This window comes from Desulfobacter sp., from assembly GCF_050177295.1.
On sequence record NZ_JBFXHE010000012.1, the window covers coordinates 1 to 20,546 of the forward strand.

15 protein-coding genes and 1 pseudogene are annotated in these 20,546 nt (G+C 49.9%); 7 read left to right on the forward strand and 9 right to left on the reverse strand.

Annotation, left to right across the window (positions count from 1 at the left end):
- Positions 1-658 (forward strand): annotated as a pseudogene (locus tag AB7U36_RS02110) (CCA tRNA nucleotidyltransferase); the annotation flags it as partial.
- Between the two features lie 78 nt (positions 659-736).
- Entirely contained in the window at positions 737-1,966 is a 1,230-nt protein-coding gene (gene serB / locus AB7U36_RS02115; RefSeq protein WP_428158155.1) for a phosphoserine phosphatase SerB, read from the forward strand.
- A gap of 111 nt (positions 1,967-2,077) precedes the next feature.
- On the opposite strand, the gene AB7U36_RS02120 is transcribed toward serB, so the two are convergent.
- Both AB7U36_RS02120 and AB7U36_RS02125 read right to left on the reverse strand, forming a co-directional pair.
- The gene (locus AB7U36_RS02120) at positions 2,078-4,543 is read right to left on the reverse strand and encodes a phosphate acyltransferase (RefSeq protein ID WP_428158156.1); all 2,466 of its coding nucleotides are present in this window, start codon (positions 4,541-4,543) and stop codon (positions 2,078-2,080) included.
- 88 nt (positions 4,544-4,631) lie between these two features.
- Positions 4,632-6,446 carry an AMP-binding protein gene (locus AB7U36_RS02125; RefSeq protein WP_428158157.1) on the reverse strand — a complete coding sequence of 605 codons (1,815 nt, stop codon included), beginning with the start codon at positions 6,444-6,446 and terminating at the stop codon, positions 4,632-4,634.
- Between the two features lie 243 nt (positions 6,447-6,689).
- Here AB7U36_RS02125 and AB7U36_RS02130 point away from each other — a divergent pair, with 243 nt between their 5' ends.
- From AB7U36_RS02130 to AB7U36_RS02140, 3 genes are all read left to right on the forward strand, one after another.
- Complete coding sequence (locus AB7U36_RS02130; protein WP_428158158.1) at positions 6,690-7,067, forward strand: hypothetical protein; 378 nt, start codon at positions 6,690-6,692, stop codon at positions 7,065-7,067.
- A 102-nt stretch (positions 7,068-7,169) separates the two neighbouring features.
- Positions 7,170-8,072, forward strand: a complete 903-nt coding sequence (locus AB7U36_RS02135) for a sulfite exporter TauE/SafE family protein (protein WP_428158159.1) — start codon at positions 7,170-7,172, stop codon at positions 8,070-8,072.
- 18 nt (positions 8,073-8,090) lie between these two features.
- Positions 8,091-8,870, forward strand: a complete 780-nt coding sequence (locus tag AB7U36_RS02140; RefSeq protein WP_428158160.1) for an enoyl-CoA hydratase/isomerase family protein — start codon at positions 8,091-8,093, stop codon at positions 8,868-8,870.
- 84 nt (positions 8,871-8,954) lie between these two features.
- Here AB7U36_RS02140 and AB7U36_RS02145 read toward each other — a convergent pair whose 3' ends face one another.
- The 4 genes from AB7U36_RS02145 to AB7U36_RS02160 are packed head-to-tail and all read right to left on the reverse strand — an operon-like array spanning position 8,955 to position 14,264.
- Positions 8,955-10,187: an MFS transporter gene (locus AB7U36_RS02145; protein WP_428158161.1), complete on the reverse strand. Its 1,233-nt coding sequence runs from the start codon at positions 10,185-10,187 to the stop codon at positions 8,955-8,957.
- A gap of 41 nt (positions 10,188-10,228) precedes the next feature.
- Complete coding sequence (locus AB7U36_RS02150; protein ID WP_428158162.1) at positions 10,229-12,088, reverse strand: ATP-dependent helicase; 1,860 nt, start codon at positions 12,086-12,088, stop codon at positions 10,229-10,231.
- Between the two features lie 9 nt (positions 12,089-12,097).
- Positions 12,098-13,450 (reverse strand): phosphomannomutase/phosphoglucomutase, encoded by a 1,353-nt coding sequence (locus AB7U36_RS02155; protein WP_428158163.1) that lies wholly within the window; start codon positions 13,448-13,450, stop codon positions 12,098-12,100.
- Between the two features lie 10 nt (positions 13,451-13,460).
- Positions 13,461-14,264, reverse strand: a complete 804-nt coding sequence (locus AB7U36_RS02160; RefSeq protein WP_428158164.1) for an undecaprenyl-diphosphate phosphatase — start codon at positions 14,262-14,264, stop codon at positions 13,461-13,463.
- Positions 14,265-14,504: 240 nt separating this feature from the next.
- Here AB7U36_RS02160 and AB7U36_RS02165 point away from each other — a divergent pair, with 240 nt between their 5' ends.
- The gene (locus AB7U36_RS02165; protein WP_428158165.1) at positions 14,505-15,659 is read left to right on the forward strand and encodes an OmpA family protein; all 1,155 of its coding nucleotides are present in this window, start codon (positions 14,505-14,507) and stop codon (positions 15,657-15,659) included.
- Positions 15,660-15,779: 120 nt separating this feature from the next.
- On the opposite strand, the gene AB7U36_RS02170 is transcribed toward AB7U36_RS02165, so the two are convergent.
- The 3 genes from AB7U36_RS02170 to AB7U36_RS02180 all read right to left on the reverse strand — a co-directional run bounded on the left by AB7U36_RS02170 (position 15,780) and on the right by AB7U36_RS02180 (position 19,760).
- A complete protein-coding gene (locus tag AB7U36_RS02170) occupies positions 15,780-16,223 on the reverse strand; it encodes a TraR/DksA family transcriptional regulator (RefSeq protein WP_428158166.1) in 444 nt (147 codons plus the stop codon).
- Between the two features lie 110 nt (positions 16,224-16,333).
- Entirely contained in the window at positions 16,334-17,560 is a 1,227-nt protein-coding gene (locus tag AB7U36_RS02175) for an LL-diaminopimelate aminotransferase (protein ID WP_428158167.1), read from the reverse strand.
- A gap of 22 nt (positions 17,561-17,582) precedes the next feature.
- Positions 17,583-19,760 (reverse strand): methyl-accepting chemotaxis protein, encoded by a 2,178-nt coding sequence (locus AB7U36_RS02180; RefSeq protein ID WP_428158168.1) that lies wholly within the window; start codon positions 19,758-19,760, stop codon positions 17,583-17,585.
- Between the two features lie 207 nt (positions 19,761-19,967).
- Here AB7U36_RS02180 and AB7U36_RS02185 point away from each other — a divergent pair, with 207 nt between their 5' ends.
- Positions 19,968-20,540 carry a 1-acyl-sn-glycerol-3-phosphate acyltransferase gene (locus AB7U36_RS02185; protein WP_428158169.1) on the forward strand — a complete coding sequence of 191 codons (573 nt, stop codon included), beginning with the start codon at positions 19,968-19,970 and terminating at the stop codon, positions 20,538-20,540.
- Positions 20,541-20,546 lie beyond the last annotated feature (6 nt).

Below are 20,546 nucleotides of genomic sequence, written 5' to 3' on the forward strand. Positions count from 1 at the left end.
CGAAACCGTATTTGAGCATAACCTTCTGGTGGGTGATGCCCTGCCCGCATCCAAGCCCATACTCCGGCTGGCCGGTTTTCTCCATGACACAGGGAAAGTGGATGCCCTGGAAATCAAGGACGGCAGGAACACTTTTCCGGGACATCATAAATGCACCCGGGCCATGATGGCCGACCTTAGGCGCCTCCGGTTTTCCGGAAAGGACATGGACTATATCCACGCCCTGGTCCGGGGGCATATGCGTCCTTTGAAATCAGATACCTCCCCCAAAGCGGTACGCAGGCTTCTGGCCATGCTGGATGATCTAAATCTGTCCTACCGGGATTTTTTACGCATGCGCATTGCCGACAAAAAAGGCAATCTGAATCCGGTGAAGAAACCATATTCCCTTGGAGACATCCGTCTGCGCCTGGGCAAAATCCTGGATGCCCTGAATGAGCAGACGCCATTTAATATTAATGGCCTTGATATTTCAGGCAGGGAGATCCAGGACATTCTGGGCCTGCCCCAGGGTCCGGCCATTGGAAAGGTTAAAGCTTTTTTATTCGATCAGGTGCTGGAGGATCCGTCCCTTAATCAAAAAAAGACCCTGGAAGAGCTGGTCCGGCAGATGGACCAAAATTGCTTTACAGATTTTAACGGCAAGGTTATAAAGTAAGCCCGGCAGCGCATCTTGCAAACACGGAGTGCGGGATACTTTTAAAAAAATTAATTACGCAGTCATAAGGGACAGATTATGGGGGATATTGTTCTTATCAGCATTACAGGCAAGGACAGGAAAGGGCTCACCGCACGGTTTTCAACCATCCTTGCCCAGTATCAGGTGACCATTCTGGATATTGGCCAAGCTGTAATTCATGAACATATCTCCCTGGGCATGCTGGTGGATATTCCATGTTCCAAAAATTTTTCCCTGATGTTCAAGGATCTTATTTTTGAAGGACATAAGATGGGGCTGGCCGTGGATGTTGTGCCCGTGGATGGTAATGAATACGAAACCTGGGTCCAAACCCAGAACAAGGAGCGCCGGATTATTACGGTCATGGGCCAGGCCATTACCACAGCCCAGATTTCGGCTGTCTCCTCCGTGATTACCGATCATGATCTCAACATTGATTCCATTACCCGTCTGTCCGGCCGCAGATCCCTGAAACGGCCGTCCCAATCCCCCATGGCCTGTATCCAGTTTGCCGTGTCCGGCACACCCAGAAGCATTCCCGAGATGAAGGGCAGGTTCATCCACATCTCCCGGGACCTGGGTATTGATATCTCATTTCATGAAGATAATATCTACCGTAAAAACCGGAAACTTGTAGTGTTTGATATGGATTCCACATTGATCCAGGCCGAAGTGATTGATGAACTGGCAAAACTGGCCGGTGTAGGCGATCAAGTGGCCCGAATCACGGAATCTGCCATGCGCGGGGAGATTGATTTCAAGCAGAGTTTTAGACGGCGTGTGGCTTTGCTCAAAGGATTAAAGGAAAAGGATATCCAGGGCCTTGCCCGGACCCTGCCCCTCACCGACGGGGCCGATCTTGTTACCCGGACCCTGAAGCGGCTGGGTTACAAGCTTGCCATCCTTTCCGGCGGTTTTACCTTTGTGGGCAATTATCTTAAACAGACCCTGGGGTTTGATTATGTGTTTGCCAATACCCTTGAAATAGAGAACGGCGAAGTCACAGGCCGGGTTACCGGCGAAATTGTGGACGGCCAGAAAAAGGCAGAGCTTTTACGCCAGCTTGCAAAAAAAGAAAATCTGTCCATCCAGCAGACCATTGCCGTGGGTGACGGGGCCAATGACCTGCCCATGATTTCCATTGCAGGGCTCGGCGTGGCCTTTAACGCCAAGCCCATTGTCCGGGAAAAAGCAGCCAATGCCATTTCCACCATGGGCCTGGATGGGCTTTTGTTCCTGCTGGGAATCCATGAACGCGAGATTCCTGACCCGGACCGCGCCATTTGAAACCATAACAGGATTTATTTCATAATACAGCTACAGCTTGCCGCCAGTTACCATTGTTGTGTATAGATCAGCCTTTACTCTTTTTCCCAGAAGTGCCGCAGGCCGATACTTTTAAGACGCCACCCCGTTTTCTCTTTTAATATCAAAGTAAAATTTTACTGCAAGGGACAGTGACGCCAGTTTTGACCGTATCGAATCCCCCCTTGACGTCAGGATCAGGGGCATATCACCACACAGGATAACCCCGGCAAGGGCTGCCCCGGACTGGGTCGTCAGGGTTTTCCATAAAATATTGCCCGAATCAATGTCCGGCAGGATCAGCACATCGGCATTGCCCTGGATCCGGCCCGTGTAATGCTTTTCTTTGGCAATGGCAGGATCCATGGCCACATCCAAAGACAAGGGGCCTTCCACGATGCAGTCGTCCCTGTCTGAAAAACGGTCAGCAATACGTTCTGCTTCAATGGAGCTGTCCACGCTGCGGTTTACGTTTTCAACGGCAGAGACCACTGCCACCTTGGGCACCTTGATATTCAGGTTATGCACCACTTTTAATGCATTTTCGAGGATAGCCACACGTTTTTCTTCATCAGGGTAAGTGTTTAACGCACCGTCTGAAAATGCCAGCAATTTGTTTCGGGTGGGGATATCCACAATGGCGGTGTGGCTCATGACCTGGCCTTTTTGAAGCCGGCCGCTGGATTTCAGATATTTGAAAAATCCCCTGAGAATATCTTCTGTATGGATAGAGCCTTTCATAAGAATATCAACCTTGCCCTGATCCAAAAGGCTGACAGCTTCTTCCACGGGTGTTTCCGTATCAATGATGGTGTAGTTGTCATTGTCAATGACAAGGTCGTATTCATAGGCCATCTGGCTGATCTCCTGGAAATCGCCAAGGAGCACGAATTTGGAGATGCGGAACTGGCCTTCTTCATTGGCTTTTTTGGCCGCCTGGATCGCCTCTTCGTTGTTGGCACCCACAATGGCGATGGTTGGGGCATAATTTTCTTCGACCGTCAGGTATGCCGCATCAATGATATCGTCCAAGGTGGTCAACGGCGCGCCTTTTTTCTTGAACCTTATTTCGCGTTTGAATACGGGGGTGTCAATTAATTCGTCTTCATCATGTCTTCTTTTTTTCAGGGCATTCCGTTCGGTTTCGTAGTCCTTGAGTGTTTCGGAGGCATAATACCCCCGGATCTGTCCGGCAGCCAGGGCTTCATGTTCAAAGTAACCGGGCATGATTACCACGGGGTAACGTCCTGCGATATTCTGTTTGACCCGGTGCATCATGTCCGGATTTTTGGCAAGTCCGCCGGTGATCGCCATCACCCTGACATTCGCGCCGTCCGCGGTAAGCTTGAGCATGCCGCCGGCGATTTTTCTTGCCAGAAAGTTCTGGACCAGTTCTATTTTTTTGCGCTGCACAGGGGTGGCTCCCTGGCGCAGGAATCCGATCATGGCGTAAAAATCATTGGTGCCCACAAGTGAGAGAAGCCCGCCCCGGCTGTCCAGGACCTGTTCTATATCCCGGATGGAGATATCCTTGGATTTGATGGCTTTAATGACCCGGTCGATGTCTATGGCACCGCTTCTGCTTGTAGACGGCAGGCCGGAATAGGCGTCTATGAGCATGGTGACCTGTCCCTGTCTGTGCGCGGCAAGGGAGGTGCCCCCGCCCACATGGGCGGTGACGGCATTCACCTGTTCCGGTGCCTGATTCATCAAAGATGCCACGATCCGCCACACAGCCTTGTGATTTAAATAATGTGCCCCGGCACCGTTGCGCTTGATTTTTACAAATCCTGTAACCCGGTCCACCAGGTCTATTTCGTCGCAGACAAAGGGATCTGTGGTGGTCAAAAGCAGATCCGCCTGACTGCCTGCCATCCGTGCCAGTTCCATGCCCATGGGAATACCCATATTGCTGGCATGGGAGCGCAACGGCGCTTCCACAAGGTCTATGACCATTTCCGGCACCACCCGGTAGGTTCCGGATGGGATGGGTTTAAGAAATCCGCCCTGGCAGGCGATGCCGTCAAATGAGGCAAGATCGATTCCGGCGCGTTCCAGATGCGCTGCCACAGCCTTTACCCGATGGTCTAAGCTGTCTTCCTCATCGGGAAGAACATGGATTTCAAAACTATGCACCTGTTCCAGACCCTGGTATGCGGCAATCCGGGTGGAGGGCGTGCCCGGATTCAGCAAAAGAAATCTCATTTCATTCTGCCGGGCTTCTTTGGCCAGGGATGGACCGAGAAGACGTTGTATCACGGAGGATTTGTTCTGGCCTGCACGTTCCATTTCCAGCATCATGGTCAGGGCATCGCCTACAATGGTATTGATACCGGGGGAGGGGGGGGATTTAATCAGGATTTCGATGACTGCTGAAAGATCGCTTTTCATGATCATGGCATCCGAAGTTCCCATGCCTTGTTTTATCTGTTCGGAAAGATCGGCCAGCCATGCTTCACAGGTCACTGTCAGATCCCTTTCAAAGGCGGACATGGAAACATTGATTTTCCCGATTTCAGCCACGGCTTCAATTATTTTATTGCGAAGTTTCGCGCTCACTTTTAGGGCTCCCTTTTACATGAAACTATAAACAAGTATTTATCGTCAATCAATTTTCCAAATCCCTTGTTCGTCCCTGGCTGATATGTCAGTCAGGGGTATCCTCCCCGGCTGCAATGCGGCGCAAAACAGACCTGAACAGTTTTCCTGTGGGGGTCTTTGGCAGCTGGTCCGTGATGATGATTTTTTCCGGTACGGCAAAACGACCGATTTTATCAGCAATATAATCCTTTATCTGGTCAATACATTTTTGTTCATCCTGAATCGTATTCCGGGGCACCACAAAGGCCACAATATCCTCCCCGGATGTGTCCTGGGCGCCGATAATAGCAGCCTCTTCAACCAGGGGGTGGGCGGTCAGCATCGTTTCGATCAAGGATGCGCCCAGGCCCTGTCCTTTGACCTTAATGATGTCATCAAGCCGTCCCATGAACCAGAAAAAACCGTCTTTGTCGGACCTGACCCCGTCGTAGGTAAAGAAACAACCTGGGAATTTTGAAAAATAGGTCTTTTTAAAATGTTCGGCTGTGCCGATGGTGGCCGTTGCCATGGCCGGCCACGACCGGGCAAAAACCAGGTTGCCGCTGATGTTTGTTTTACAGGGTTCTCCAAAATCGCTCATGATCAGGGGCTCCACCCCCAAAGCGCCGAATCCGAGGGTACCGGGACGGTTCAGCTCCGGGGTCGGATATGAATTGAGCAGGGCGGTACCGCTTTTGCTCTGCACCCACAGGTTCACCACCCGTTCCGGACCGGTTACCAGTATGCCGTCTGCATATTTGACCAGCCTGGGGGGCAGGGCGTTGCCACAGCAGGCAATTACGGGAAACCGTTTGGCCGTGTTTAGCTGCCCTTCCTGTCCCAGCTGTTCCCTCAGTTCTGAAATCAAAGTCGGCCGGCAAAGCAGGGCCGGATTTGGCTGCTCATTGAGAATATCTTCAATGGTATTCACCCGGATCTCTTTATCAATGAGGATAATACCTGTGCCATTGGTCAACGGTCCCCACAGCCCGTATGCCTGGCTATACGCGTTGCACATATCCAGCGTGTTGACAATCATTTGGGGTTCGTCCTGGACAAGGGCTTTGTTGAAAATATCGTCAAAGGAGGCGTGGGCCTGGACCAGAAATCCGCCTGTTGGGAAAACAGACCCCACATGTTTGCCGGCAAGGCGGTTTTCATAAACAACAAACAGGGGATGGTCCGCCCGGGGGCAGGCCGGCTCAAGTCCGGAAGGATCCGCCTGGGCCATGTATTCTTCAAGCGTCAGGACCCCTTCAAGTTTTTCATTTGAAATGAGAACGGGCAGGTCTTCAAGCAGGGCGCGGACCGTTTGGATATGGCCTTTTCTTTCTTCGTAAGCGTTGCTGTCGGCCATGATTACAAGTTTCGCCCTTGATGCCGTGACATCCTCTGCCACAATGGAAGGGGGCAGATGGCAGCCGATGGGCAGGTAGGTGATGCCAAGATAGGCGGCTGCCAGGGCGCTGATGATAAATTCAGGAGAGTTTGGAAGATTTAAGGCAATGCAGTCCTCCGGGGCAAGGCCGGCCTGGTGAAAAGCCGCTGCAAGCCTGAGCACTTTGTCTTTAAGTTCATCAAAGGTCAGGGTGTCGGCTTGGCCGGATTTTTGATAAAAGACCAGGGCCGGTGATTCTCCCTTCCCTGTTTCGATTATTCTGTGGAGTGCGTTTTGGGCGGCATTGATCTGTCCGTGACAGAACCAGGATACCATGGGCCTGGAAAAATCTTCCTTGACCACACAGGAGAAAGCAGTCTGCCATTGCAGCCGCTCTGCCTGGGCAGCCCAGAATTGTTCACGGTGGTCAAGCGTGTGCCTGTGCAGACGGCGAAACGCGTCAAGACGTGCGGGTAATTTTCGGTCAAGGTCAGGACTTTCCATAGTTTTACTCCCTAATTTGGAACATTCAAGGGGTCATCCTTATATGATTGCAACCATCACCATATCATAATTGTCAGCGTACCAGTTAGAGTAAATACCATTAAAATGGGTGTCAACATAAAAACCAGGAAATGTTCAAAATGAAACATTTTTAAGGAAATACAGATCATGATCCTGTCTGATGTATCCGGGTGCGAAACATGAGTTGACTTTTTCGCGGTTTATTTCTAAAGTACCCATTATATGAAACAAAATGAGACAAGATATGATACGAATCGGAAGATTAAACAGGTCCTTGTCAGTCACAATACAGATCTCAGCAGAATTTTTTTTTCGTTCTCCGGAAAGACAGCCCGGTTTTCCGGTCGTTTTTTTAAAACTTCCGGACAGGAAATGAAGTTCGAAGAGGTCGAAACCCTGTGCAGAACCCTGACATGCCTTGCCGGGATCCGGTTTCTTAATTTTGACATGGAGGACTGGACCATTTCAGCAGGCCTGGGTTCCATGAATATTATCAAGAAACCCACATCGTTTTCCTCCGTTTCAGACGAGAGAAAAGTCCATCATATAGACACGCCGGAATCTGTTGAGGATGTTCTTAAAGATGAATTTGAAAAATAGAGAAACTTGTCCCGGCTGAATTTCTTGTATAGAATGCAAAACAAGTATTCAAACAAGAAAGGCGAAAAACGGCTTGCAGCCGTTTATAAGGATGACTGACTGATGAAAATATGGCCCCTGCTGTTCAAGGCGCCTAAATACCTTGCTTTCTGGATTCTGGCGGACACTGTATATGTTTTTTTTCTGTTCTTCTTTTTAAACGCAATCATTCCATTGAGCTTTTCTAAATTTATTTTTGTCCATTTTTTGGCCATTGGTGTCGGTGCCATGGTGATGTTCACCGGCTTAGGCGCAGGTATCCTCTGGATACCGGTTTTGACCTTTCTGGAAATCAGGCCTTCCGAGGCTGTTGCCATTTCAATTTTTACCCAGATAGCCGGCAAAGGCACCGGCTCACTGACGTATCTTTTCAATGGCATGGTAGACGTAAAAACAGCCGCCGCATTTATTCCCATGGCACTGGCAGGCGTGACCCTGGGATTTTTATCCAGTTTCTACATATCCAGGGGATACGAACAACTTCTGCTGTACATTTTTGTGCTTATTGCCGCCTATCTTCTGATCCGAACCATACAGTCCCTAAGAAGTCCGCCCCCTTTTATTGACGCGTCCCCTGTTATCACCCCGCCCATTATCTATGCCAGAAGCTATCCTGTGGTCATTGTGTCTTCATTTTTCACAGGGCTGTTAAGTATCGGTAATACGGACTGGCTTATCCCTCACATGACGCTTAAGCTCAAAATGCCGACCTCCCGGGCCGTGGCCACCAGTCTGCTTATCATGTTTGTGGCCATCCTGTTTTACCTTTTTTTGGCCTGCATCAGTGTCTGGCAAGGATATGCGTCCTGGCCGCATGGAACCCATCTGTTATTTGCAACCTGCAGCGGGGTTATCGTGGGGGGGCAGATCGGCATCCGCCTGATTCTCATCCCATGGTTCGAAAGATATCAAACACATACGTTTATTGTGTTGCTGGGCGTTTCCATTATTCATTTACTGTGTTGAAAAATAAGGAGGCACGTTATGGCATACGAAACCATTATTGCAGAAACCCTTGACGGCCATGTGGCCAGTGTGACCCTGAACCGCGCCGAGGCGATGAATACCTTTTCCAGTCAGATGGCAGAAGAACTTTATGATGCACTTAAAGAATTTGACGCAGCCCCCGATGTCAGGGTCATTCTTATCAAAGGCGCTGGCAGGGTTTTTTGCGCGGGGATTGATGTGAATGAGCTCAAAGGTAAAACAACGAATCAATATCGTGAATGGATTGAAAAAATGGAAGCTCCCCTGCTGCTGATATCCAAATTAAAGACCCCGGTGATTGCCCAGGTCCACGGGGCAGCGGCAGCCAATGGTATGGGCCTTGTGGCGGCATCGGATCTGGCCATTGCCGCTGATAACGTAAAAATGGGGCTGACCGCCATTAACGTGGGATTAAACTGTGTGGGCCCGGTAATACCTGTGGCCCGGTGTGTCGGACAAAAAAAGGCACTTGAACTGCTGCTTTACGGGGATCTGATCAAGGCGGACCAGGCCTTGGCCCTGGGGCTTGTCAACCGGGTGGTACCCAGGGAAGATCTGGATGAGGCAGCCCTTGCCTGGGCCCGGGACCTGGCAAAGAAGAGTCCTGTGGCTGTGAAAATCGCCAAATCAGCTTTTTATGCGTCCCGGGATATGCCTTATGACGCCCAGTTCGCCTACATGAACGAAGCATTTGCCAGATTGTGCGATACCAGTGATGCCAAGGAAGGGGTGGCGGCTTTTTTTGAAAAGCGCCCGCCAATATGGCAGGAGAAATAAGCCTATACGCAATTTTTGTAACCACGGAAGACGCGGAAATCACTCAATTTGTACTTTTCTGTGTCCTTCAGTGCTTTCCGTGGTTCAGCGACTATAAAAGTTGCGGCGATACAGGACAGGAAACATAAGAGCGCCTGACACCATGACAAGGCTCCCGCAGGGAAACGCATAGGAAAGGCTGAAAAAGTCCATGGACAGCCCAGCCATGACCGAACCTGTGAACATGCCAAGGGAGTGGGCGCAAGTCAAAATGGCCATCACGGATCCCAGGGCCTGCCTCTGTTCACCCTTAACCACGGCAAGGGCTGTCAGGGCCGGCATGGAGATTCCCCCGCCCAGTCCGAAGATACAGACGCCTGTCAGCAGATCCATAAATGAAGTGGCCCAGAACGGGTATAAAATACCTGCGGCAGACAACACGCCGCCGGCAACCACCATGATCCTCCTGTTCCACCGGTCCGCAGCATAGCCCATAGGCACCTGCAAGGCACCGGAGACAAATACGCCGGCGCTCACAAGCAATCCGATTTTTCCGCCGGCCAGGCCAAAGGTCTTGCCGGCATACAGGGGCATGAAACACCAGACAATACCGATGCAGGCTGTGTAGGCATACCTGAAAATCACCAGGCCGGCCAGTTCACGGTCCCGGATCACCACGGACATGGAGGCAGGTGATCGTCTATTGATTCGAATCCGCTCCTGGGACAAAGGCGGCAGACAGATAAGACAAAGGGCCGCGCCCAGGGCAGACAATACAGTCATGCAGTAGAATGCCGCGTTCAAAGACCAGGCCTGCTGGACCACACCCCCCATCACCGGCCCAAAAGAAAGACTTAAAAACATGGACAGGTTGAACAGCCCCATGGCGTATCCTTCGGTGCCTTCATGACAGATTTCCCCCACATAGGCCTGGACCACGGGCATGATCATGGCAGAGCCTGCGCCCTGGATAAAACGGATGGCAATAAGCCCCTCCACATTGGACGTCCATACAAAGGCAATGGCCACCAGCATGTAGGTCATAAGTCCTGCCAGAATAAAGGGTTTGCGCCCCTTTTTGTCTGACAGACTGCCGAACCAGGGCAGAAAAAACGCCCGGGAAATGGAAAAGGCCCCGAAAATCATGGCCACGTAAATGCCTGTGGCACCAAGATCATGGGCATAGATGGGCAGCAAAGGCACCACAATGCCCACCCCGGTAACCGTAATAAAAATAATAAAAAAAAGGGTGAGAAATACCTTTTTGTGGTCCGAAGGGATGGCCCGGCATCCACGGTGCATAATCCGGGCAGCAGCCAGGGATACGGGTTCTAACATGCCGAAAAAGAAATCCATATTAAAAAATTAGCGCCTAGGCGCTAGTCTATGCACTCTCTGACCTGATCAATGAACCGGCTGGGAGTGGCAAAATCGCCTTTGCGGTAATTGGCGTGGCTTAGGTATAAAAACCGTTCGGCCCGGGTCATGGCCACATACATAAGTCTGCGTTCCTCGAACATGGCCGCATCTCCCTCGTCAATGGAACGCCAGTGGGGAAACAGTCCCTCTTCGCACCCGGCGATGAATACCACGTCAAACTCCAGCCCCTTGGCCGAATGAATGGTGAGCAGACCCACCCCGTTTTCATCCTGGTCATCCTTGTCGTTATCCTCCCGGATCAGGGCGGCCTCTTCCAGATACGCCAGCATGGTATCCTTGGCACGGGCTGTATGGATCAGCTGTTCGATATTCTCTTTTTTTGAAATAAATTCCCCGTCGGTTTTTGTCTTATTTTTCAGGTAGTCATAATACCCGGTGCGGTCAATCACGGTTTCCATGGCCATGGCCGGGGCCATGTCATGGATGGTATCCAGAATATCCAGGGCCTCGGACATATTTTCATGTATCTTTTTGGTCAACAACCGGTCCTGGACCATAATCCGGGCTGCACCCTGGAGAGAGCCGCCCTGGGAGCGCAGATCAGCCAGTTTCTTAATCATGGACGGCCCGATCCCCCGCTTGGGCGTATTGACAATCCGTTCAAAGGAGAGATCATCATTGGGGAAAAATGAAGCGCTTAAATAGGAGTTGATATCCAGCACTTCCATACGTTCAAAAAAGCCCTGGGAGCCCATGAGACGGTAGGGAATGCGGAAGGCCCTGAAGGTTTTTTCAAAGGGCAAAGAACAAAATTTCGTCCGGTAGACCACGGCCATCCTCTCAAAGGGAATACCCTGCCCCTGTTTGTGAAGATTCAGGATACGCCTGGCAGCCCACTCGGCTTCATGGGCATCGGACATGAAATCATAGATCTCCACCACCCCGCCTTTTTTCTGTGAAAAACAGCGTTTCTCCATTTTGTCTGGGTTGTAGTCAATGAGATCATTGGCTGCCTGGACAATCTCGTCGGCAGACCTGTAATTTTCCTCCAGCCTGAAAATTTTTGCATCTTTATATTTTTGTGCAAACCGTAAAAAGTGGTTCACGTTGGAACCGCGGAATCCGTATACAGCCTGCCAGTCATCCCCGACGCAGAACAGGTTGCGGTGTTCCCCTAACAGAAGCGAGGTCAGCTCTTCCTGCAGGTTGTTGGTGTCCTGGTACTCATCCACCAGGATATAGGAAAAAAAATTCCGGTAGAAATTGCGGACATCGGCATTGTCCCGGAGCAGGTCCCGGGTCTTGAGCAGGATATTGTCAAAGTCAACGCAGTTCATTTCCGTAAGACGCGCTTCAAACTGGACAAAAATATCGGCCATCCGAATGTTGAGAAATCCTGGTTTGCGGTCAAAATATTTGGCAGGATCACCGTCGTTCTTGGCCCGGGAAATGGATGAAAGAATCCGGTTTGCGTATTTTTTGTCAATATTGTTTTTTACGCACAACTCCTTGACCAGCTTGTCCTGCTGGTACACGGTGAACACCTGCAAAGGCGGGGTGTATCCCATGATCTGACAATGCCGTTTCAAGATCATCAGACAGGCGGAGTGATAGGTTCTCACCCATTCAAAGCGCATCTGGGAAAGACCGGTCATCTCCATGAGCCGGGTTTTCATTTCCTGGGCCGCCTTATTGGTAAAGGTGATGGCCAGAATACGTTCCGGAGCCTGGCCCGCGGTAATCAGATGAGAAAATTTAGCGGTCAGGGTCCTTGTTTTACCGGAACCGGCTCCCGCAACCACTAGGGCCGGGGAGCCGGTATGATCAACAGCGTCCTGCTGGGGCTGGGATAGTTGCATAAAGCTTAATTACATGCTCTCAATGATTTTTTTCAAATCTGTTTCAATTTCGGTTTTAATCTCTTCCAGACGGGATTCGGTCAGGGCCTCAAAGCGAAGCACCAGGGCCGGCTGGGTATTGGAGGCCCGCACAAGGCCCCATCCGTCTTCATAGATGGCCCGCAACCCGTCAATGTCAATGACCTTTTGCCGGGCTTTATACAATGCCACTATCTTTTCCACAACCTTGAACTTGATCGCATCCGGGCAGTCAACCCGGATTTCCGGTGTGGTAAAGGTTTTGGGCAGGTCTTTGATCAATTCGTCCACGCCAAGGCCGGTGCTGTCCATGATTTCCAGAAGCCGGCAGGACGCATACAGGGCATCGTCAAATCCGTAGTAACGGTCCTTGAAAAACATGTGCCCGCTCATTTCTCCTGCCAGGGCCGCATCCTCTTCCTTCATTTTCTTTTTGATCAGGGAGTGGCCTGTCCGCCACATGATGGGGTTGCCGCCCATCTTTGCGATCTGATCATACATGACCATGGAACACTTGACCTCGGAGATAAAGGTGGCGCCGGGATGGCGGGACAGAATTTCTTTGGCATAAATCACCATGAGCTGGTCCCCGTAAATGATGTTGCCGAACCTGTCCACTACACCGATGCGGTCGGCATCCCCGTCATAGCCGATGCCAAGGTCCAGATTCTTCTTTTTCACCAGGGCAATGAGGTCTGTCATATTTTTTTTCTGGGTGGGATCTGCTTCGTGGTTGGGAAAGGTGCCGTCCAGATCGCAGTAAAGATCATGGACCTCGCAGCCCAGTCCCCGCAGCACTGGTAACGCAGTGATGCCGCCGGTGCCGTTGCCCGCATCAATGCCGACCCGGATTATATTTTTCAGTGTGATGTTCTTCTGTATCATGGCTATATATGGAGAAATAACATCTGTCTGGGTCAACCTGCCCTGGCCCAGGGTATAGGCCCGGGCTTCGATGATCTTGCGGATATCCTGCAGTCCGTGGCTGTGGATGGAATCCAGCCCGCTCATCAGCTTGAACCCATTGTATTCCGGAGGATTGTGGCTGGCCGTAATCATGGCCCCGCCGTCAAGGCAAAGGTGGTGAATGGAAAAATAGAGGACCGGGGTGGGGCAGACACCAATGTCCACCACATCGCATCCTGTGGACAACACCCCGTCGATAAATGCCTTTGAATAGGCGTCAGAAGTGATGCGGCAGTCCCGGCCAACAGATACTTTTTTGCGGCCCTGTCCCATAAGCATTGATCCATATGCCTTGCCTACGGCATTGGCGTCCTGTTCGGAAATCTCTTCTCCTGCAATGCCGCGGATGTCATATTCCCTGAATATTCCAGGATGCATAATTACCTCCTCATATAAAGTTTGAAAAAAGCGCCAGAATTCCGGCCAGCCAGCAATAGGGTGCAAACAGATGAAACTTTCCGGTATTCACCAGTTTTAACAGGAGTTTTAATGCTGCCAGCCCAACGATAAATGAAGTAATTGTACCACAGATGGTGGCAGGGTCAATGTGCCCCTGGGATTCTATCATGTCTTTTATGCTGATCACCTGGGCACCGAGAATGGCAGGAATGGATAAAAGAAATGAGAACCGGGCCGCCGTTTTTCTGTCCAGACCAATGAAAAGTCCGGTGGCAATGGTGGAACCGGACCGGGAAATCCCGGGAATAACAGCAAGGCCCTGGACAATGCCGATGATAACAGCCCTTGAAATGGTTAAATGTTCACCTTGTTCAATCTTGTAGTAACGCCTGGATACCCACAGCAGACATCCTGTCACCAGAAGCATGGCACCCACCAGCAAGGATGATGTAAACAAAATGTCCTCAAAGTGTTTCAGCGCGAATCCGATGATTGCCGTGGGTACTGAGCCAATGATAATGGCGGCAGCCAGGGCCAGATTCGTTTCGTGCCCGGAAGGGTTCCGGGTTCCGGCGTAGTACACCAGGCTTTTTAAAATCCCCTGGATATCTTTAAAATATACAATAAAAACCGCAACCAGGGTTCCCATATGTACAGACGCGTCAAAAACAAGGCCGCATTCAGTAATGTTGAAATAGATCTGGCCCAGAACCAGATGGCCGGAACTGCTTACCGGCAGGAATTCTGTAAGCCCCTGAAGGATACCCAGAATTATACCCTGATAGATCTCCATATTTTCACCCCGACTTGAGTGTTGTCGTAAAAGTCAGAAAGTTATGGGCCAAGCTTGGGACGTATATACTTATTTGCCTCAAATTGCAAGGCACTATAATGCGGTCCCATTCTCCCCGGGATTGAAAAAGAACAGTTGATTTCATTTATTTTCTTTTGTAGAATATCTCAAATTCGTTGTATGAGGTAATCATAGTTCTAACAAGAATTTAATTCTAAATTCTTAAAAAAAGGAGATCCGATGAACAAGAAACGTTTAGTTCAAACCCTTTTGACAGTTGCCGCCTTTCTCTTCCTGTTTGGTTGCGCCGCTAAGGAACCTGCAGGGCTTCCCCCATTTGCCGCCAAACAGTTTGATGTATCCATGTATCAGTCCAAAGTGGATAACTTTGTTATTATTCTGGATGCATCCAGTTCCATGGAAGACGACTATATGGGCAATCCCAAATTCATGATGGCCAAAGCTATTGCAGAGCGCATGAACATGACCATTCCTGAACTCGGACAGACTGCGGGTTTGAGAAGCTTTGGACATGCAGATTCCATATCTAAAAACGAAACCGAACTGTTTTACGGCATGGAAGGGTACAATTCTGCTGCCCTGGCTGAAAAACTCGGTGAGATTTCAAAAGCCGGTGGCTACAGTCCCCTGGGTTCCGCCATCGCGGCCATGGGTAGTGACCTTGAAAGCCTTTCCGGAAAAACCGCCGTTATTATCATTTCCGACGGCATGGATATGAAACCGGACACAGCACAGGCTATCGCCGTTAAAGAACAGTATGGCGATGCCATCTGCTTCTACCCCATCCAGGTAGGTAATGCCGAAGAAGGTACCGCATTCCTTTCTGAGATTGCAAGCATTGGTGGCTGCGCAAGTCTGATAAACGCCAAGGAGCTTCTGTGCACCGAGGCAATGGCCGCCTTTGTTGAAGATGTCTTCCTGGAAAGAGGGGTTGCCGCCGTCGCTCCTTCTTCCCCCATGGACAGCGATGGTGACGGCGTACTCGACCCCGATGACCAGTGCCCCGGAACGCCCGCAGGCGCTAAAGTAAATGCAGTTGGCTGCTGGGTTCTTGACAACGTCTTGTTTGATTTTGATAAAGACGTGATCAAACCCGAAGCATTTGCACAGCTTGATGCCATTTGTGAAATTCTGGAGAAAAATCCTGCAATGAGCATTGAACTCCAGGGCCACACCGATAATATCGGTTCTAAAAAATACAACATAGACCTGTCCCAAAGGCGCGCTAACTCCGTAGCCAATTACCTGACAAACAAAGGTATTGCCCGCAACCGTCTGGCCACCACAGGCTTTGGTTTTGATAAACCGGTTGCCCTGAACAGCACCGACTTTGGCCGCTCCCTGAACAGAAGGGTTGAAATCCATCCCTACTAAACTAAGGTTCAGCACTAAATTTTAAGGTTCAGTGGGTAAACGCACAATACTTTAAGTAAATAAAAAACCCTGGCAAGCATTTGTTCGCCAGGGTTTTTTATGGGTTTCCAGGGTAAAAATTTAAGAGTATAATGTTCGCCTTGATACGAACATGCTTCTCTGATCCGTTTCAAATTCTTCCAGGGCGTTGATGGACATGGTGGCAAAAGGAATCGCTTCCAGCCGCCTTAACCCGATTTCATCGCCGGTCAGTTCACAATATCCGAAACTGCCATCGTCAATCCGCGCTAACGCACGATCCACCTGCACGATCATGTCTGAATGGCGTTCAAAACTTTTTACCTCAAGTTCCAGATCAATATATGCATTGCTCCGGTCAAGGATATCGGCCTGGGTTCCTTCAAGGGTTTTAATTTTTTTTATGGATTTGGAAATTCTGTTGCGCAGCTCATCCTTTCGCTGCATCAGTTTGCCCTTAAAATAAGCGAGCTGTCCGTCACTCATATAGGGCTCGTTGTCCAAAGGACAATACCTGTCCGAAGATAATTGCAAAGCCTGTGCCATTTTCTGTATTTGCCTCCATGAAAAAGAATTTTGGAAAGATACAAAAAACTGTTTAACAGACAAAGGTTAAAAAGCAATTATAAGGCTGTTAGATTCCTGTGAAAAAGACACTATTTTAAAACGTCTTTCACTCGCGCCATAGCCTTGGCTACGTTTTCAGGACTGTTAAACGCGGAAATTCTTATATATTGCCTCCCGCACCGGCCAAAGCCCTGGCCCGGGGTACAGACCACACCTGCCTTGTCCAGAAGCAGATCAAAAAACTCCCAGGAATCCCGGCCATTGCCGTCAATCCAGATGTATGGGGCATTTTCACCCCCCACATGGTCAAACCCGAGGTCTGTCATGGTCTGGCGGACCACCCGGGCATTGGCCAGGTAATAGTCGATGTTTGCTTTAATTTGGGCCTGGCCCTCCGGGCTGTAAACCGCCTCGGCAGCCTTTTGCACCGGATAGGAAACCCCGTTGAATTTGGTGGACTGCCGGCGGTTCCACATGTCATGCAAAGAGACCTTTGATCCGTTGGCCGTATAGATCATGCATGCCTTGGGCACCACTGTAAATCCGCAACGGGTGCCTGTGAAACCGGCTGTCTTGGAAAGGCTTCTGAATTCCACGGCCACCTCTTTGGCCCCGGGGATTTCATAAATGCTTCTGGGAAGATCCTCATCCCGGATAAAGGCTTCATAGGCAGCATCAAACAAGATCAGGGCTTTATTGTCCCGGGCATAATCCACCCAAGCGGCAAGCTGATCCCGGGTGGCCGTGGACCCTGTGGGGTTGTTGGGGAAACAAAGATAGATCAGATCCACGGGCGCACCGGGCAGATCCGGCATAAACCCATTTTCTTTCAGGCAATCCATATAAACAATGCCCTGGTATCGTCCGTCCCTGAACTCACCGGTTCTGCCGGCCATGACATTGGTATCCAGATACACCGGATAAACCGGATCCGGAATGGCAATGGTAATATTATTGGAGAACAGCTCCTGGAAATTGCCTGTATCGCATTTGGCACCGTCGGACACAAAAATCTCATCCGCCTCAATATCCGCGCCCCTGGACTGGAAATCTCCGGCTGCAATGGCCTGTCTTAAAAACAGATATCCCTGTTCAGGACCATACCCTTTGAATGTGGCATCACCGGACATTTCATCCACACCCTTTTGAAAGCCTTGAATAACAGCTGGGGGCAGCGGCAGGGTAACATCTCCGATACCTAGGCGAATCACCTCCTTGTCAGGATTGCTGTCCTGGTAGCGTTGAACCCGCCTGGCGATATCTGCAAATAAATATGAGGCATTCAGTTTGTTGTAATGTTCATTGGCTGTAATCACGCGTAAATTCCTTATTTCGTTATTATACTTTAAATTTTGACATCATCAGGGCAAGGGTTTCTGCCAATTGTGACAAACCGGCTGCTTTGTCTTTTACCTGCCGGCTGGCATCCACAATCTGCGAGGCTGCAGTGGTTACTTCTGCGGCATCACCGGACACCCCTTTTGCCATGACAGATCCTTGGGCAATGTTTTCATTGACTTCTGAAATGCCAAGAGACGCCTGGGATATATTCCGGGTAATCTCATTGGTGGTTGTAGACTGTTCTTCAACAGCCGCAGCAATGGTTGAAACAATCTCATTGATATTTCCCACCACTTTTGTGATGGAGACGATCTCTGCCGTGGTGCTCTCGGTGGAATGCTGGATTCCGGCCACTCGCTCTTTAATCTGGCTGGAGGCACTGGCTGTCTGGTTTGCCAGATCCTTGATCTCATTGGCAACAACAGCAAAACCCTTCCCGGCCTCGCCGGCTCTGGCCGCCTCAATGGTGGCGTTCAGGGCCAGCAGGTTGACCTGGGAAGAGATATCTGTAATGGTCTCCACCACGGTAAAAATCTCTTTGGCTGCCGTGCCCAGATCTTCCACCTGGGCGCTGGCATGTTCTGCCTGGCCAACAGCCTCGTTTGTAATATTCCGGGCTTTTTCGGCATTATGGGCGATCTCCGAAATCGTTGAACTCATCTCCTCGGATGCGGCCGAAACCATGTTGATATTGCTGGCGGCCTGCGCCATGGCTGCAGACATGGAATCCATATTCAGACTCATATTTTCCGATGCCGATGTCACTGAATCTGCCCGGCCCGAGGTCTCTTCGGCAGCTGAATTCAGCTGGTCGGAAATGCCGGCAAGCTCGGAGGAAGAGTCCGTAAGATCATCGGTATTACCCTTTATTTTCGCAATCATGGTCTGGATATTTTCAATGAACTGGTTAAATCCCTCTGCCAGTTCCTGGGTCTCGTCACCGGAGTTATCACTAATCCGCTGGGTCAGGTCGCCTTCTCCGGAAGCAATATCTTTAAGCATATTGATCATCTTGCGCAAAGGCGCCACAACGCCTTTGGCCACAACAAAATAGGAGACCGCCACCGACAACACCATAATCCCCAGGACAATGGACAGGATCTTCATGGTTGCCGCTTTCACGGCGGATCCTATTTCTTCCTGTTCACTGGCAATAGCCGCTTCAATATCATCGGTATAGGAGCCTGTGGCGATGTACCAGTCCCATCCGGATAATTTTCTTACAAAGGAAATCTTTCTGAAATCCTCACTGGAACCGGGCTTGTTATAATAATATTCCAAGAAATCCCCTTCTGGGTTGGCATCGGCCTTTTTAATCAGCTCCCGGGTAATATAAAGCCCTTTGCTGTCCTTTAAATCCCATTCATTGGTGCCCACAGCTTCGGGCCGGTTGGGCATGAGGACACAATTTCCCTTGGAATCGTAAATGAAAAAATAGCCAAGACCGTCTTCTCCATACCGGATGGATCCGATGTTTCTGAGCGCATCCTGCTGGGCCGCTGTTTCAGTGCATTCAAGGTAGACGCCCGCACCGAGAACCCAGTTCCAGGGCGCAAACAGTTTGACATAAGAGATTTTATCCTGGGGTGTATCAAAGCCGGGTTTTGGCCATTTATAATCCACAAATCCGCCGCCGTCCTTTTTTGCAAGACGCTCCATTTCAACAAAGAGCGGTACGCCATCGGGATCTTTTATATTTCCATAGGGTTTACCGTTCAACTCCTTTTTTAGGGGATGATGAACAATGTGTCCGCTCATGTCCTGGATCCAGAAATAGTTCTCGCCGTCAACGCCCCAGCGCATCTTGTCCATCACTTTGACGGCATCTGCCTGGCGTTCTTCCAGGGGCCTTGAATCATCGGGCATATTGTTGGCTTCAAATACGGCCATGCCCTGATTGATTACCGACTTGACATTGTCGCCATGGGTCTTTCGAATGGCATTTTTATCCCTTGCCGCATCAAGGCGGGCTTTGGCAATGGTATATGCGGAGGAGACCAGGTCCTTGACGTGCTCTTTTTTAACTTTCATCATATCCGTGCTGTATTTCTCAATGGCAAACCGGCCTTCATCCTTTAAGCCGGATACGGAAAAAATTAAAGCAGCCCCGCCCACAAGAACCATGGCAGAAATGATAAGAAGGTTTACTTTTGGCCCGATCTTAAGCTTCATCATGTTCTCCTCCGCACAGAATTTTTATGGAAAAAGAATAATCCGTAATTACTTACGAATTATCTGCGCTTTGCCCTGCATTGACAGTTTATCATCATTAGTCAATCCTTTTTTTAAAAAAAATAGCATGGGTTATTTTTAATGTAAATGAAAACATGGTATATGCAGGGCTGTGGAAAAAATTCAAAAAATAAATAAAGCAGCGATATAATGCATATTAATCCTTTCCCTTTTCTATTCAGCGCCCTTGGCAAATTTATTTATGCACAGATGGGCTGGACTTACGATCCGTTGCCGGCCTATTGGGAACCCAGGTGCGTGGTCATTGGTTTTCCCCACACGACCAACATGGACACGGTCCGTGCTCTGACCTATATCAAACTTGCCAGGATTGATGCAAAACTGCTGATCAAGTCCAAGTGGTTCTTTTTCCCCATGTCAGTTTTTTTAAAAAGCCTCGGGGGACTTCCGGTACAGCGTGACAAGTCCTGTGGATTTGTGGACAGCGTAATTACAAAATTTGAAGAAAATGAGGACCTGGTGGTGGCACTGGTGCCCGAAGGCACCCGAAAGTCCGTGTCCACAATCAAGACCGGATTCTGGTACATTGCCAAAGGCGCGGATGTTCCCATCATCTGCTGGTATCTGGACAACCAGAGGCAAAGAACCAGATGGCTGGGCAAGATACATCCCGGCGAAAGCCTGGAACAGGACCTGGACAAAATACATTCGATTTATAAACGTGCCGGATTTTCAATCCCCACAGAACTCAAGAACATTTAATCCCTT

What these genes read in the sequence shown, in the direction of transcription:
- serB (WP_428158155.1), top strand. Translation starts at nt 737, where the DNA reads ATGGGGGATATTGTTCTTATCAGCATTACAGGCAAGGACAGGAAAGGG.
- AB7U36_RS02125 (WP_428158157.1), bottom strand. Translation starts at nt 6,446, where the DNA reads ATGGAAAGTCCTGACCTTGACCGAAAATTACCCGCACGTCTTGACGCG.
- AB7U36_RS02130 (WP_428158158.1), top strand. Translation starts at nt 6,690, where the DNA reads ATGAAACAAAATGAGACAAGATATGATACGAATCGGAAGATTAAACAG.
- AB7U36_RS02135 (WP_428158159.1), top strand. Translation starts at nt 7,170, where the DNA reads ATGAAAATATGGCCCCTGCTGTTCAAGGCGCCTAAATACCTTGCTTTC.
- AB7U36_RS02140 (WP_428158160.1), top strand. Translation starts at nt 8,091, where the DNA reads ATGGCATACGAAACCATTATTGCAGAAACCCTTGACGGCCATGTGGCC.
- AB7U36_RS02145 (WP_428158161.1), bottom strand. Translation starts at nt 10,187, where the DNA reads ATGTTAGAACCCGTATCCCTGGCTGCTGCCCGGATTATGCACCGTGGA.
- AB7U36_RS02150 (WP_428158162.1), bottom strand. Translation starts at nt 12,088, where the DNA reads ATGCAACTATCCCAGCCCCAGCAGGACGCTGTTGATCATACCGGCTCC.
- AB7U36_RS02155 (WP_428158163.1), bottom strand. Translation starts at nt 13,450, where the DNA reads ATGCATCCTGGAATATTCAGGGAATATGACATCCGCGGCATTGCAGGA.
- AB7U36_RS02160 (WP_428158164.1), bottom strand. Translation starts at nt 14,264, where the DNA reads ATGGAGATCTATCAGGGTATAATTCTGGGTATCCTTCAGGGGCTTACA.
- AB7U36_RS02165 (WP_428158165.1), top strand. Translation starts at nt 14,505, where the DNA reads ATGAACAAGAAACGTTTAGTTCAAACCCTTTTGACAGTTGCCGCCTTT.
- AB7U36_RS02170 (WP_428158166.1), bottom strand. Translation starts at nt 16,223, where the DNA reads ATGGCACAGGCTTTGCAATTATCTTCGGACAGGTATTGTCCTTTGGAC.
- AB7U36_RS02180 (WP_428158168.1), bottom strand. Translation starts at nt 19,760, where the DNA reads ATGATGAAGCTTAAGATCGGGCCAAAAGTAAACCTTCTTATCATTTCT.
- AB7U36_RS02185 (WP_428158169.1), top strand. Translation starts at nt 19,968, where the DNA reads ATGCATATTAATCCTTTCCCTTTTCTATTCAGCGCCCTTGGCAAATTT.